The 14238-nt window shown below is 71.3% G+C and carries 14 protein-coding genes; 9 read left to right on the forward strand and 5 right to left on the reverse strand.

Annotated elements, in window-relative coordinates; genetic code table 11:
* Positions 1-8 precede the first annotated feature (8 nt).
* Both JYJ93_RS21345 and JYJ93_RS21350 read right to left on the reverse strand, forming a co-directional pair.
* On the reverse strand, positions 9-332 hold the full coding sequence (locus JYJ93_RS21345) for a polyhydroxyalkanoic acid system family protein (RefSeq protein WP_206794072.1): 324 nt from the start codon (positions 330-332) through the stop codon (positions 9-11).
* Positions 333-437: 105 nt separating this feature from the next.
* Positions 438-1850 carry a deoxyribodipyrimidine photo-lyase gene (locus tag JYJ93_RS21350; RefSeq protein WP_206794073.1) on the reverse strand — a complete coding sequence of 471 codons (1413 nt, stop codon included), beginning with the start codon at positions 1848-1850 and terminating at the stop codon, positions 438-440.
* Positions 1851-1945: 95 nt separating this feature from the next.
* Between JYJ93_RS21350 and JYJ93_RS21355 the strand changes: the two genes are divergently transcribed.
* The 4 genes from JYJ93_RS21355 to JYJ93_RS21370 all read left to right on the forward strand — a co-directional run bounded on the left by JYJ93_RS21355 (position 1946) and on the right by JYJ93_RS21370 (position 6298).
* Positions 1946-3199, forward strand: a complete 1254-nt coding sequence (locus JYJ93_RS21355; protein ID WP_206794074.1) for a hypothetical protein — start codon at positions 1946-1948, stop codon at positions 3197-3199.
* Between the two features lie 67 nt (positions 3200-3266).
* Entirely contained in the window at positions 3267-4412 is a 1146-nt protein-coding gene (locus JYJ93_RS21360) for a DUF1015 family protein (RefSeq protein WP_206794075.1), read from the forward strand.
* 11 nt (positions 4413-4423) lie between these two features.
* Positions 4424-5218 carry a methyltransferase gene (locus JYJ93_RS21365; protein WP_206794076.1) on the forward strand — a complete coding sequence of 265 codons (795 nt, stop codon included), beginning with the start codon at positions 4424-4426 and terminating at the stop codon, positions 5216-5218.
* Between the two features lie 129 nt (positions 5219-5347).
* Positions 5348-6298, forward strand: a complete 951-nt coding sequence (locus tag JYJ93_RS21370) for a DUF6268 family outer membrane beta-barrel protein (protein ID WP_269012439.1) — start codon at positions 5348-5350, stop codon at positions 6296-6298.
* 3 nt (positions 6299-6301) lie between these two features.
* Here JYJ93_RS21370 and JYJ93_RS21375 read toward each other — a convergent pair whose 3' ends face one another.
* From JYJ93_RS21375 to JYJ93_RS21385, 3 genes are read right to left on the reverse strand one after another with little or no spacing between them, the layout of a single operon-like run.
* Positions 6302-7423 carry a hypothetical protein gene (locus JYJ93_RS21375; RefSeq protein WP_206794079.1) on the reverse strand — a complete coding sequence of 374 codons (1122 nt, stop codon included), beginning with the start codon at positions 7421-7423 and terminating at the stop codon, positions 6302-6304.
* 3 nt (positions 7424-7426) lie between these two features.
* Positions 7427-8266: a hypothetical protein gene (locus JYJ93_RS21380; protein ID WP_206794081.1), complete on the reverse strand. Its 840-nt coding sequence runs from the start codon at positions 8264-8266 to the stop codon at positions 7427-7429.
* Positions 8263-9156: an ABC transporter ATP-binding protein gene (locus tag JYJ93_RS21385; RefSeq protein ID WP_269012438.1), complete on the reverse strand. Its 894-nt coding sequence runs from the start codon at positions 9154-9156 to the stop codon at positions 8263-8265. Before JYJ93_RS21385 ends, JYJ93_RS21380 begins: the two co-directional genes overlap by 4 nt.
* Before the next feature lie 398 nt (positions 9157-9554).
* Here JYJ93_RS21385 and JYJ93_RS21390 point away from each other — a divergent pair, with 398 nt between their 5' ends.
* The 5 genes from JYJ93_RS21390 to JYJ93_RS21410 all read left to right on the forward strand — a co-directional run bounded on the left by JYJ93_RS21390 (position 9555) and on the right by JYJ93_RS21410 (position 14228).
* Positions 9555-9764, forward strand: a complete 210-nt coding sequence (locus tag JYJ93_RS21390) for a hypothetical protein (protein WP_206794083.1) — start codon at positions 9555-9557, stop codon at positions 9762-9764.
* 63 nt (positions 9765-9827) lie between these two features.
* Positions 9828-10796, forward strand: a complete 969-nt coding sequence (hemB, locus tag JYJ93_RS21395) for a porphobilinogen synthase (protein WP_206794086.1) — start codon at positions 9828-9830, stop codon at positions 10794-10796.
* A 233-nt stretch (positions 10797-11029) separates the two neighbouring features.
* Positions 11030-11419 carry a hypothetical protein gene (locus tag JYJ93_RS21400; protein WP_242543884.1) on the forward strand — a complete coding sequence of 130 codons (390 nt, stop codon included), beginning with the start codon at positions 11030-11032 and terminating at the stop codon, positions 11417-11419.
* Positions 11420-11442: 23 nt separating this feature from the next.
* Positions 11443-12060, forward strand: coding sequence for an RDD family protein (locus tag JYJ93_RS21405; protein ID WP_206800408.1), 618 nt, complete (start codon positions 11443-11445; stop codon positions 12058-12060).
* Positions 12045-14228 (forward strand): ATP-grasp domain-containing protein, encoded by a 2184-nt coding sequence (locus JYJ93_RS21410; protein ID WP_206794090.1) that lies wholly within the window; start codon positions 12045-12047, stop codon positions 14226-14228. The genes JYJ93_RS21405 and JYJ93_RS21410 overlap by 16 nt, the downstream gene beginning before the upstream one ends.
* Positions 14229-14238 lie beyond the last annotated feature (10 nt).

The following is a 14238-nucleotide window of genomic DNA, read 5'->3' on the forward strand; positions in this document are numbered from 1 at the left end:
CGACGGCCTCAGTCCAGGTTGCCCTTCACCTGCTCCAGGCTCTTGGACGGATCCAGCACCGAGCCGAACTTCTTCTGGATGTACGTCTTGGCCTGGTTGCGCAGCAGCATGCCGGGGTCGGTGCCCTCGCCGGAGATGGCCTTGTCCGTGATGACGAAGCTGGCGTCCAGGTTGATGCCCATCACCTTGCCGACGAGCTTCGCGCCCTCGTCACCCTGCCAGTCGGACTTCACGCCGTACTTGGAGCCCCAGTACTGCAGGAGCTGCTCGACGCGCTTCTTGACCTCGTCCTTCGGAAGGTTGTGGGGGACCTCGAACTTCATCGTGCCCATGGCTGACTCCTGAGTTCATTCCGCGAAAGCGGGTGCGTCCGTCCGGTTTAGTGAGCCCGGGCCGGAAAGTGAACCGCCGTCTTCAGGGGGATGTCCACCGGCTGCCTACCGGGCCCCCCAGCGCTCCAGGTACGGGTCCAGGTCGAACTTCTCCGCGGTGCGCGGGGAGCTCATGGGCCGGACCTTTCCAATCACCGGGCGCTCCTGGAAGGGCCGGTCGTGCAGCCCCAGGACCCACATGAAGTTGGAGACGCTCGCCGGGTCGCGTCCGTCCACCGCGTAGGTGTCGTTGAGCCGCGCGATGCGGGCCAGCGCCTCCTCCGGCGTGGGGCTCCACTCCAGGATCTTCTTCCCCCAGAGCATGCGCAGGTAGTTGTGGATCCGCCCGCGCTCCCGCAGCTCGCGCTGGGACGCGTTCCAGAGCGCGTCCTGCGTGCGGCCCTGATCCAGCTCCTCGAAGGAATAGAGGTGCGGGCGTGGATCCTTCCGGTGGCGCGACAGGGTCTCGCGCGCCCACGCGGGCAGGGAGTCCGTGCTCAGTTGCTTCGGGCCGGGCGTGTGGAAGCAGTAGTTGAAGCCCAGCTCGCGGCGCACGAGCAGCTCCTCCACGAAGGACTGCACGGCGGGGTGGTCCTTGCCCTTCGCCGCGATGGCCGCGCGCGCCGCCTCGCCGGGGAAGAGGTTGCCCCAGTGGAAGTAGGGCGACAGGTTGGACTGCTGGCCCAGGCCCGGATCATTCCGGCCGGTGTCGTAGCCCTCCAGCCGCTCGTCGAGGAACGCGTCCAGGGCCTTGAGCCCCGCCTTGCGTCCGCCGCGCTCGGAGAGCGGCTTCACGGAATGATCCAGGGCGAACGTGTCCAGCGCGGCGCGGGCCTTCACGGCGTCGGACAGCTCGAAGTCCGGCTGGAGCTTCGCGCCTGACACGCGCGGCTTGCGCTTGGGCAGCGTGCGCTCCAGGTACTCCGGCCACAGCTTGCGCAGCTTGGGGCGCAGCGCGTACGCGCCCACCTGGGCCGCGGGGATGCGCTGCATGGGCACCACGCAGGACGCGTCCACGGCGATGAGCGGCACCCGCAGCGCCTTCGCCGCGCCTCGCAGGTGGCCGGGGATGATGTACGTGGGAAACAGGTCCGACACGACGGCCGCCGCGCGCTTGCCCAGGCTCGCGAGCCGCGGCTTGTGCTCCTTCTTCGTGCGCGGCAGCTCCAGCCAGTACGGCAGGCCGCGCGCGGCGCAGCCCTTCGCCATGTCCGCCATGCCCTCCAGCGCCCACGCGTGGAGCCGCTCCGACGCGTAGGGGTAGTCCGGGCGGATGGCCTGGTAGACGACGACGGGCAGGCCCAGGTGGTTGCCCAGCGCGATGGCGGCGTCCAGCGCGTGGTTCTCCTCCCACCGATGGTTCACCATGCACCAGTAGAGGACGAAGTCGCGTTGGCCAGGAGGGAAGGGGGCTTCGTTCACCACCTGCACGCGGGCGGAGTCGACGCCGAGTTCGGACCACGAGAGACCTTCAGGCATGGGCGCGCGAGAATCTTCGACACGCGGCGGAAAACCAACACGCTCGCACCGGTTGTGGTTTTCTGCCGGACGGCCGGACCCAAGGAGCGCCTCGCGTGTCACACCGTCGAACCTGGAACCTCCCTGTCACCGTCCTCGCGGTCGCGCTGATGCTGCCGGGCCTCGCACTCGCGCAGGCGGGTGGCACGGGCGTCTATCCGGCGCCCCAGCCGCCGCCTCCACCCGCGCCGGGCATGTACCCCGCGCCGTCCTCGCAGGCCGAGCCGCGGGCGGATGAGCCCCAGCCCGTGGCGCCCTCCAGCGGTGGCTACGAGCAGGTGCCTCCGCCCACGCAGGCCGCGCCCCAGACGAACCCGGATGAAGTGACTCCTCGCGCGGACGACACGCCGCTCGCGCCGCCGGATCCGGACCGCCTGCGCACCGAGCCGCAGGCGCCGTTGACGGAGGGTGCGCGGGAGGTGCGTCCGGAGTCCCTCCGCGACGAGACCGCGACGGCCGCCTCGCGGATCCGCCCGCCGCCGGAGGACAACGGCGTGTTCCTGGACGGCCAGCGCCGCCGGGGGCCGTTCCTGTCCGGTCCGGGCAGCATGCGCTTCGTGCTGCACCACACGGCGCTGGGCGCGCTGGGTGGCTTCTTCACGCAGGCGTTCTCCAAGGAGTTCAACTTCGACCGCAGCTCGCGCGAGTCCATGCTCGCGGGCACCCTCATTGGCGCGGGCCTGGGCTTCGGCGCGTCCGCGTGGTGGCAGTTCAACAACTGGGTGGACACGCCCATGGCGAACTTCACCATCCTCAACTCGGGCATTGGCGGCATGTTCCTCGCGGGCTTCATGGACCTCATCACCCAGGACCCGGGCGTGCTCACCTGGTCCGCGTTCCTGGGCGCGGAGCTGGGCGCGTGGCTGACGGCGGGCATCGGCGGCGGTCAGCTGCCGCTGTCGGACGGCCTGCTGGTGGCGTCCGGCGCGGGCTGGGCGGCGGCGTACAGCGCGCTGTTCCTCGCCATCGTGCACTTCTCCGGCACGGCCATCTCCGGCAAGACGTGGAAGGACATGCTGCTCATCTCCCCGGGCGTGGGCGCGGGCGTGCTGGCCCTGGCGACCATGCGCTACAACCCCACGGCGTCGCAGATCCTCCGCGCGGACCTCTTCGGCGGTGGCGTGGGCGCGGCGGTGCTGCTCATCTCCGGCCTGGTGCTGGGCGGCTTCAACCAGTCCACCCCCTACGTGCTGTCCTTCCTGGGCTCCGCGGGCGCCATCACCACCGTGAGCCTGTTGTGGGAGGAGAGCGTGGACCGGTCCGCCCTGCGCAGCGCCAAGGACCGGCCCTACAAGAACGTCTGGTGGTAGACGGCCTGGCGGACGGGCGAGCAGGCGTCATGGCACGGGGGGAGGGGCGGCATCACCTTTCCCCGGTATGGCGCGCGTCCTCCCGTTCTCGGCCCTCCTGACCTCGCTGGGCTCCTCGCTGGAGCCCGGGGACGGTCCTCCTCGCGGCAACGCGGCCCCGCTGCCCACGCACGTGCGGCCCCTGCTGGAGGCCGCGAACCCGAGCGCCGAGCTGCGCCGGATGCGGGACTCGGGCGATCTGTTGAAGGACGCACGCCCCGCCCTCTACGTCGTGGAACTGCACGGCCCCGCGGGCGCCTTCTCCGGCCCTCCGGTGCGCTACCTCTTGTGCGCGCTGACGCCGGACGCGGTGCCGTCGCTGGAGCAGGACCCGTACCGGCCCCGCGCGTGGGAGGTGGAGCCCGCCGTCACGCTGGTGGCGGATGACCACGGCGCCCTGCGCGCCCTGCTGGCGGAGGCGGCCGAGCGCGGCATCTCCGTCTGGAAGGGGCAGTACGACGGCAACCCGGTGTCGCTCCTGCGCATCGAGCCGTCTCCGGTATCCAAGCGCCTGCAGGCGGTGCTGGACGAGGCCCCCATGCGGCCCCTGGCGGCGCTGAGCGAGCAGGGCCGGACGCTGGCCGCGGTGGTGCCGCTGTCCGAGCCGGGCCTGGAGCTGTGCCCCATCCACCGTGCCCTGAAGGGCGTGGAGACGTTCCAGGAGGAGACGTTCCTCACCCTGGTGGCCGCGTACGCGCGCGTGACGGAGCTGGACGCGCCCCTCACCACGCCGCAGGGACTGGCCGCGGCGCGCGAGCGGCTGGCCACGCTGGTGCCCGGACAGCACGCCGTGCTGCTGGTGCTGCCGGGAGGCCGGGGCCGCATCCTGCGCTTCCGTCAGGGCCTGGACCTGGCGCACCTGAAGGGCGCGCCGCGAAACCCCACGCTGCGCAGCCTGGACCTGGCGCTGCTCAACGCGCTGGTGCTGCGCACGGTGCTGGGCATCCAGGAGCCGGAGGCGTCCGGACATCCTCAAGTCTTTCCGGTGCACGGCCTGGAAGCGCTGGTGGCGGGCGTGGAGGCCGGCACGTTCCAGGCGGGCTTCGCGCTCAACCCTCCGCCGGTGTGGGAGGTGAGGGCGGTGATGGAGGCCCAGGCCACGCTGCCGCCGCGCACCTTGAGCGTGGAGCCGCGCGTGCCCGCGGGGTTGCTCTTCCTGGATCCCGAAGTCTGACGGCCCCCTGAGTGCGTGCGCTGACCGGCACCGCGCAGGACTGGCCCCGCCGGGTGCGGCTGCGGTTGGAGCCGGGCCCGGGGGAGACGCTCGACGCCATCTGCGGTGGCGAGGTGCAGGTGCTCCAGCGCCGGCTGGGCTACCGCTTCACGTTGGACCCGGTGCTGCTGGCGCACTTCGCGGTGTTCGAGGCGGGGGCGGACCGCGGGCGGCTGCTCGACCTGGGCACCGGGTGCGGCATCATCCCGCTGGTGCTGGCCCGCCGGTTCGGGAGGGCGGACATCACCGCGCTGGAGCTGCAGCCAGGCCTGTTCTCCCTGGCCGAGCGCAACGTGTACCTGAACCGCTGCGAGGGCGCGGTGACGCTGGTGCAGGGCGACCTGCGGCACGTGGCGGAGACGTTCCCCGCGAGCAGCTTCGGCCACGTGCTGTGCAATCCGCCGTACCGCGCGCGCGCCGCGGGCCAGAGCAACCTGTCCCGGGAGAAGGCGCTCGCGCGGCATGAGATTGCCTGCGAGCTGCCGGACGTGGTGCGCGCCGCGGCGTACCTGCTGGTGCCCCGGGGCGCGCTGTGCATGGTGTACCCGGCGTCGCGCTTCAGCGAACTGGTGTCCGTGCTGCGCACGCTGCAACTGGAGCCGCGCACGGTGCGCATGGTGCATCCGCGCGGGGACCGGCCCGCGAAGCTGGTGCTGATCCACGCGGTGAAGGGCGGCCGGGCGGACCTCACCGTGCTGCCGCCGCTCGTCGTCCACGCGGACGAGGACGCGGCCTTCACGGACGAGGTCAACGCCATGGTGGGCTGACACACCCACACGCATTTCGCTTCACCCGGGGTGCGGCGGGGCAGGGTAGACTCCCCGGCCTCGGGGCCGGGACCGGCCGCCCCGTCTTTGCGAAGGCAGGGTGTGATGCGCGTGGACTTCCTCCGCGCCGTGCGATGGCGACTCCTGGCCCCGGTCCTGGGCTGCTGGGCCGTGGCGGCGCTGCTGCTGGGCTCCAGCGCGCAGGCGCAGACGCAGGCGGAACGGCTCTACCTGAGCTACGGCCTCTCCGGCGGCGGCTCGCTGGAGGCGGGAGGTGCCCGCATCAAGGAACGGCGGACCCTGGAGCTGCGCGTGCCGCTGCCGCCGCTCGTCGTGGGGCGCACGTACCTGCTGCCGTCGGTGGGCTACGAGACGCGGTGGATGGGCGCGGACGTGCCCACCGTGGGCGATGACGCGGTGGATCGGCAGTTTCACCGCATCCAGCTGGGGCTCACGGCCGTCCGGCCCCTGGCGCCGCGCTGGTTGCTCGTCACGGGCGTGATGGCCAGCACCCGCACGGACTTCCGGTCCTCCTTCGACCTGGCGCTGGACACGTCGTGGGTGGCGTTCGCGATGGTCAACCACCAGTTCGAGGACACGCCGGGGCTCGGGCTGACCTTCGGCGTGGTCGCGCTGTGGCCCTTCGACGCGCTGCCGGTGATCCCCATGCTGAGCCTGACCTACAACCGGGGCCCGTACGTGCTGGAGGTGGGCCTGCCCCGGCTCACGCTCTTGCGCAGGCTGGGCGACACGGTGGAGCTGGGGCTGGTGGGCGCGCTGGACATGCAGGTGCTGCGCACCCGCTTCGACCCGGAGCTCCAGGCGCTCAACGCCAGCTACCTGCGCGAGACGCAGGTCCGCGTGGGGCCCACCGTGAACGTCCACCTGGGACGCGACCTGTGGCTGAGCTCGTCGGTGGGCCTGTCGCTGATCAACGACTACGCGCTGCTGGACCGCGAGCGCGAAAGCCTGAACGTGCGCGGGCTGGACATGGGCCCCGCGCTGTATGGCCGCGTCGTCCTGGGCTGGCGCCCGCAGCGTCCCCAGGCGAAGGCGAAGGGCCCGCGCCCGGCGAACTGAGCGCTACGGCGACGTCTTCGCGCGCTCTGCGGCCTGGCGCTCCTGGCGGCACCAGGCGAGCTGCTCCTGGAGGGTGGCCAGGGGCACGGCCAGCTCCAGCTTGAAGGACGAGCCGTCCGGCCGGACCTTCGCGAAGTCCAGCAACTGCGCCAGGTCCTCCTTGCCGTCCGCCTGCGCCTTCATGCGCGCCATGGACAGCGCGCCGCCCAGGGACTTGCCCAGGTCCGTCATCTTCTCCGCGTCCAGGCCCGTCACGTTGGCCACCATGGCCACGTCGCCGCTGGTGTCCAGGTGCAGCTCCACGTTCTGGGCCACGTCCGTCAGCCGCCGCGCCAGCTCCTCCTGGCCCGGGCCCAGCAGCTTCGCCAGGGTCTCCACCGCCAGCACGCCGTACATCTCACCGTAGGTGCTGTTCTCATCCAGCAGCGGCGGGCCCTCCTCCTGGCCGCGCCCGTCCATGCGATCCAGCACCGTCTTCACGGAGTCCGGCGACTTGCCGAACACCAGCATCTGGTTGTTCCAGGTGCCCACCGCGGTGTCCATGCGCCCGCGCTGCGTGCCGCCGTCCGGCAGGGCGAAGGTCGTGTCCCCCGGCTCGTACACGCGCGCGCCCGGGCCATGGTCGGACGCCACGCGCTCTCCCAAGAGCTCCTGGTACTTCGCCTTGCTGAAGTCGCCGGAGAGGATGACGCCCTCGTCCGTCACGACCAGCCGGTCCAGGTCCTGGAGCGGATCCACGCCGCTCATCGCCTTGAACTGCTCCAGGTTCTTGCCCCCGTCGCGCAACAGGCAGTCCATGAGCAGCTCGCCCACGGGCGAGTAGCGCAGCGCGTTCGCTTCAATGACCACCGCCGTGCGGCCCGGGCCCCGGGGCAGCGCCGCGAGCAGCGGGTCCCTCGGCTTCGCCGGCGCGGCCACGCCCGCGTCCACCACCGCGGGCATCACCCAGGTGCGCCGCTTCTCCGCGCGCTCCAGGTCCGCGCCCTTCATGCGCCGGGGGAACGCCACGTCCGGAGCCTCCGCGGCCGGTTTGTCGCCCTGGCCCGTGAACATCAGGACCGCGCCCCCGGCGAACAACAGCAGCGCCCCCACCAGCCACACCCTCCTGCGTCCGCGCGAATCCATGGTTCAGCAGTCCTTTCCCTCGAAGTGCCAGAAGCCCACGGAGAGGGCCCCCAGTCCGAACACCAGCACGCCACCGAGCAGCATTCCCAGCGAACCCTTCTCCAGCGGCGTGGAGCTGGCCAGGTCCGCCGCGCGCGACGCCAGCGCGGACAGCCGGGGCAGCACCAGCGTCACCGCGTCGAACGCCGTGCGGCCGAAGCCCGACTCCAGGTAGCGCGACACGTCCGCGCGGAAGCCCGCGAGGATGCCGCCCACCAGCAGCACGAAGCCCGCCGCCGAGCACAGCGCCGCACTCCTCACCAGCGTCGCCGTGGTGAGCATCACCGCGTACACCGCCGCGAACCCCACGCACGCCAGGCCCCCGGCGATGAGCGGCCCCGCCGTCCAGTACCCCGTCTTCACCCCGAAGATGAGCGTCAGCCCGCCCGCGGCGTACACCGTGCCGCCCAGGGCCAGCGTCATCACCCCCAGGAACGTGCCGGCCAACAGGTGCCAGCGCTGCAAGGGGAGGGCGAGCAGATGCTCGATGCGGCCGGGCGACAGCAGCCCCGGCGCGAAGTCCGAGCACGCGACGATGCCGAAGAGGATGCCGCCGTAGAACACCAGGTACGCCGCCGCGCGGTACATGGGCCGCAGCGCCACGTCCACGGACATGATGTTGGAGCGCATCACCTCGCCGAACAGGCGCGTCGCCGCGAGCGCTCCGTCCACGACCTCCAGCTTGAGGCTGAGTGCCACGGTGGCCAGCACCAGCGTGAGCCCCACCATGAAGGCCATGATGAACTTGCGCGAAGCCGCCTCGCGCAGCACGTAGCCGGCGATGACGAAGACAGGGCTCTTCATGCCGCCACCCCCGGCCCGGCGCCGACAGCGCCCAGGAGCACCGCCTCCAGGTCCGCGCCCTCGCGCTTGAGCTCCATCAAGAGCGCGCCCGACGCCCGCGCCTTGTCCAGCGCCACGTTGAGCACCGCCACGTCCGCCGCGTCCACCCTGTACACGCCGTCCTCCCGGCCACCGCCCGCGGGCGCTCCGTCCGTCCTTGGTCCCCGCGTTGGATCCGCCACGGCCATGAAGCCCGCGGCCCCCAGCGCCTCCCGGTCCGCGCCGGGCGCGAAGCGCACGCGCCAGCGGGCCCCGGCCTTCGCCAGCTCCTCCAGCCGTCCTTCACGCAGCACGCGCCCGTCCGCGAGGATGGCCACGCGGTCACACACGCGCTCCGTCTCCGCCAGCAGGTGCGAGTTGAGGAACAGCGTCACGCCCTTCTGGACCTCCTCCTGGAGGATGCGGCGCACCTCCAAGCGGCCCATGGGGTCGATGCCGTCCGTGGGCTCGTCCAGCACGAGCAGCGCCGGATCTCCCAGGAGCGCCGCCGCCAGCCCCAGCCGCTGCCGCATGCCCTTGGAGTAACCGCCGATGCGCCGGTCCAGCGCATCCGAAAGCCCCACGCGCTCCAAGAGCCGTGTGTGCGCGCTCGCGTCGACCTTGAGCCGCTTGAGCCGGGCCACGGTGGCCAGGAACGCGGGCGACTTCCACGTGCCCGGCAGGTGCAGCCGCTCCGGCAGGTAGCCGATGCGCGCGCGGATGGCGGGATCCTCTGGCGACCCGCCCAGCACGCGCACCGTGCCCGCGGTGGGCCGCACGATGCCGAGCACGCTCTTGATGAAGGTCGTCTTGCCCGCGCCGTTGGGGCCAATCAGCCCGAACGCGCTGCCCGCCGGGACGTGGAGGTCCATGCCCCGGAGGGCTTCATGGCCGCCACGTCCGAACGCTCGGCGATACGTTTTGCGCAGGCCCTGCACTTCGAGAGCGGGAGGTGGGGTCGTCACGGTCACGACTGTAGACGACCCGGTGGGCGGATGATTGCACCCGCATGGAAGCAGGCCGCCCCCGAGGGCGGGACGGGCGGCCCTGCATGCGGGCTTCCTCGGCGCGTTCCCCTGTTCGCGCCGCTGGGAAAGTCCTTGCGCACCCGGAGCGCGCGTGGCGCGACGCGACACCTCGTCATTCCCGGACGTTGCACTCCTGTGGGTTCCAACGGTGTCCCTGGTCCAGGCCCTGCAATGCCTGTCAGCGACCCGCGGGGCACGAAAGCCAACAACCCCCGCGGCCACACCACACAGGAGACATGGGCATGACGTGGGCAAACGGGACCGAGCAGCAGCTTCAGGACGCGCGCCGTGAGCTGGAGGCCGCCGAGCGGGAGCTGAGCACCGGGACCGAGGCGGCGCGGGTGCGCTACGCCCGGGCGCTGTACGAGGCGGACCTGGCCGGCCGGCGGGCCGACCGCATGGCGCGCGACTCCCGTCGCCAGCAGCTGACCTGGCGCCCCGTCGCCGGCTGAGCAGGCGGATTCGCGACGCGGAAGGGGTGAAGCGCGGGGCCCGGCGGTTTATACCGGCGACCCATGGCCCACCCCGTCCACCGTCCCCGCAGGTTGCGCCGCTCGGCGGCCCTCCGTGACATGGTGAGAGAGACGCGCCTCTCGCCCACGGACTTCATCTATCCGCTGTTCGTCGTGGAAGGCCGGGACGTGCGCCGTCCCATCTCCTCCATGCCGGGCATCTTCAACCTGTCGTTGGAGCACGCGGTGAAGGAGGCGAAGCTCGCGAAGTCGCTGGGCGTGCCCTCCGTCATCCTCTTCGGCATCCCGGACCACAAGGACGCGCGTGGCACCCAGGCGTACGCGTCGGACGGCATCGTCCAGCGCGCCATCCGGGAGATCAAGGCCGCGGAGCCGGACCTCCAGGTCATCGCGGACGTGTGCCTGTGCGAGTACACCGACCACGGCCACTGCGGCGTGCTGGATGGCAACCACGTGGCCAACGACGCCACGCTGCCGCTGCTCGCCCAGATGGCCGTCACCTGCGCGCAGGCGGGCGCGGACATCATCGCGCCGTCGGACATGATGGACGGCCGCATCGGCGCCATCCGCAAGGCGCTGGATGAAGTGAAGCACCAGGACACGCCCATCATGGCGTACTCGGCGAAGTACGCCTCCGGCTTCTACGGCCCGTTCCGTGAAGCCGCGCAGAGCACGCCGCAGTTCGGCGACCGCCGCGGCTATCAGATGGACCCCGGCAACGTGCGCGAGGCCATCCGCGAGACGGTGCTGGACGTGGACGAGGGCGCGGACTTCATCATGGTGAAGCCGGCGCTGTCGTACCTGGACGTCATCCGCGCGCTGCGGGAGAACTTCGACCTGCCGCTCGCCGCGTACAACGTCTCCGGCGAGTACGCGATGCTCAAGGCCGCCGGACAGAACGGCTGGGTGGACTACGAGCGCGTGATGTTGGAGGTCCTCACATCCATCAAGCGCGCCGGCGCCGACCTGGTCATCACCTACCACGCCCTGGAAGCGGCCAAGCTCCTGTAGGCGACACCCCGGGCGCCGTGTTCGGCGGAAGGCTTGATCGCTTCCGCCGCTTGCGCCCAAATGGTCCGCACACGATGCCCACCCAGAAGAAGCGGCCCGGACGCAGAACCGAGAAGCCTCCGCCCAGACGTGGCGCCGCGACGGCCAGTCCCCGGAAGGGGCAGGCGCCGCGCAGCCGGTCGGGCCAGCGCCCCGGGAAGGGCCGCGCTCCCGTCATCCGTGAGCCCGGGCCGTTGCAGTACAAAGTGGTGGAGCTGTCCACCGTGGACGAGGGAGCGCTGGAGCGCACCTTGAACGAGTGGACGGGCAAAGGCTGGAACCTGGACGGCGTGCAGTTCGCGATGCGCGAGTCCTCCAAGCGCCCGGCCATGGCCTTCGTCTTCTTCACCCGCGAAGGCGAGGCCGCGCGGCACGACGAGGACGACGCGCGGCAGAAGCTCTTGCGCATGTCGGAAGGCGGAAGCCCCACGGCCCAACTCGCGGCGGAAGCGGCGGGGGAGCACGCGCAGACGGTGGTGCCCTTCGTCCACCCGCTGTCCGCGCACGAGCGGCTGGCGAAGCTGGCGGGGCTGGATGAGCCGGAGCCCACCGAAGAGGGGCTCACGCTGGAGCCCGAGGAGTGAGCACCGCCCCCGAACGCAGCCTCATGGCGGAGGGCCGGAGCGCGGGCCGCGTGCTGCGGCTGGTGCAGGAGGACGCGGAGCCGGACTCACCGTACCCGAAGGCGTCGCTGCTCCTGCGGCTGGGCGCGCGCATCATCGACTGCGCGGTGGCCTGGGGCCTGTACGTGGTGTGCGGCGCGGCGGGCGCGGTGGTGGCGCTGCTGTTCCTGCTGCTCGCGGACGGGATGCTCCAGGGGCAGAGCGTGGGCAAGCGCATCTGCGGCGTGAAGGTGATGCACCTGCCCACGCGCTCGGCCGCGCGGCACCGTGACAGCACGCTTCGCAACGCGCCGCTCGCGCTGGTGGTGCTCCTGGGGATGATGCCCGCGCCGCATGGCGTGGTGGCCGCCCTGGCGGGCTTCGTGGTGATTGGCGGCGTGGAGGCGTGGCGCGTGCTGCGCGACCCGCTGGGCCTGCGGCTGGGGGACACCTGGGCGCAGACGCAGGTGGTGGACGGGAAGGTTGTCGCGGGCGCGACGGTTGCAGCCCGCACGCCGGTGGGCGCCACGCGCGCCCCCGGACGGTTGATGTCCGCGGCCAAGGTGCGCCGCGGCAAGGCATTCAGGAAAGGGAGACGGGGTAAGCCATGCGCATCGCGCTGACCTACAACCTGCGGCTTTCGGACTCGGAAGAAGAGGCGGAGTTCGACACGCAGGAGACGGTGAACACGCTGGCGGGAGCCATCGAGCGGCTGGGCCACCGCCTGGAGCGCTTCGAGGTGAGCGGCCCCGCGTCGCGCACCGTGGCCCGCCTGGAGGCGTACAGCCCGGACCTCATCTTCAATACGGCGGAGGGCCGCCGCGGCCGCTTCCGTGAGGCCTTCTACCCGGCGCTCTTCGACGAGCTGGGCTTCGCGTACACGGGCTCGGACGCGTACGCGCTGGCGCTCACGCTGGACAAGCAGCTCACCAAGCTCATCCTCTCCAAGCATGGCATCCGCACGCCGGGCTGGCAGTACGTGGAGAAGCTCAACGAGCTGCAGCCGGAGAACCTGCGCTTCCCCGTCATCGTGAAGCCCAACTTCGAGGGCTCCTCCAAGGGCATCACCCAGGACTCCGTCGCGGAGACGCTGGAGCAGGTGCGCGAGAAGGTGGCGAAGGCGCTGGAGAAGTACCCGGCGGGCGTGCTGGTGGAGGAGTACATCAGCGGGCGCGACTTGACGGTGCCGTACCTGGCCGCGGTGGACAACGACTACGACGGCGTGCTCGCGCCGGTGGAGTACGTCATCGACCCGGAGGCGTCCGAGGGCCGCAAGTACGCCATCTACGACTACGAGCTGAAGACGCGCCGGGAGAAGGCCGTGTCCGTGCGCGCCCCCGCGAACATCCCGGCGAAGATGTCCGAGGACGTCCGCAAGATGGCGCAGAAGATCCTCCAGGTGCTGGACTGCCGCGACCTGGGCCGCCTGGACTTCCGCGTGTCCGACGCGGGCGTGCCGTACTTCCTGGAGATCAACGCGCTGCCCAGCCTGGAGCCGGGCGCGGGCATCTACGCCGCGGCGGAGCTGGAGGGGCTGCACCTGGACGGGGTCATCAACTCCATCATCCAGAGCGCCGGCAAGCGCCACAAGATCCGCGACAACAAGAGCCGCCAGGGCAGGCCCGCGCGCAAGTCGGGTCCCTTGCGCGTGGGCTTCAGCTTCAACGTGAAGCGCGTGAAGCCCAGCGCCACGGCGGAGACGGTGCAGGAGGACAGCGAGGCCGAGTACGACTCGCCCAACACCCTCCAGGCCATCCGCGAGGCCATCGCGTCGTGGGGCCACGAGGTCATCGACCTGGAGGCCACGGCGGAGCTGCCCACGGTGCTCTCCAGCACGCCGTTGGACATCGTCTTCAACATCGCGGAGGGCTTCAAGGGCCGCAACCGTGAGAGCCAGGTGCCGGCGATGCTGGAGCTCCTGGACATCCCGTACACGGGCAGCGACCCGGCGACGCTGTCGCTCGCGCTGGACAAGGCGCTGGCGAAGAAGATCGTCCGTCAGGCGGGCATCCTCACGCCCAACTTCCAGTTGATGGTCACGGGCAAGGAGCGCCTCAACAAGGAGTTCACCACCTTCCCGCTCATCGTGAAGCCGGTGGCGGAGGGCAGCTCCAAGGGCGTCGTCACCAAGAGCGTCTGCTACTCCGAGGCGGAGCTGCGCGACGTGGTGAAGGAGATCGCCGGCAAGTACCAGCAGCCCGCGCTGATTGAAGAGTACATCGGCGGTCGTGAGTTCACGGTGGGCCTCCTGGGCGAGCGGCGCCCGCGCGTGCTGCCGCCCATGGAGATCGTCTTCCTGGACAAGGCGGAGAAGAACCCGGTCTACAGCTTCCAGCACAAGCTGGATTGGACGGACCGCATCCGCTACGACGCGCCCGCGAAGATCGAACCCGCGCTGCTGGAGAAGCTGCGCACGGCGGCGCGCAACTCGTTCATGGCGCTGGGGTGCCGCGACGTGGCGCGCATCGACTTCCGCATGGACGACAAGGGGCGCATCTACTTCATCGAGTGCAACCCGCTGCCCGGCCTCACGCCCGGCTGGAGCGACCTGGTGCTCATCGCGGCGGGCGCCGGCATGGACTACCGGACGCTGATTGGCGAAATCATGGCGCCCGCCATCCGCCGCTACAAGGAGCGCGAGGCACGCCGGGCCCAGACGGAGAACCCGGCCGGGGCCCACGCGCCGCCGCTCAACAAAGTCGTGCAGCGGATCGAGGAGCAGAACGCGCGGGCCAACGCGTCGGCCCCCGCGGAGACCACGCCCTCGCCGCGTCCGGAGCTCAAGTCCTGAGCGTCCGGAG

Source organism: Corallococcus sp. NCSPR001, assembly GCF_017309135.1.
Lineage (GTDB): Bacteria > Myxococcota > Myxococcia > Myxococcales > Myxococcaceae > Corallococcus.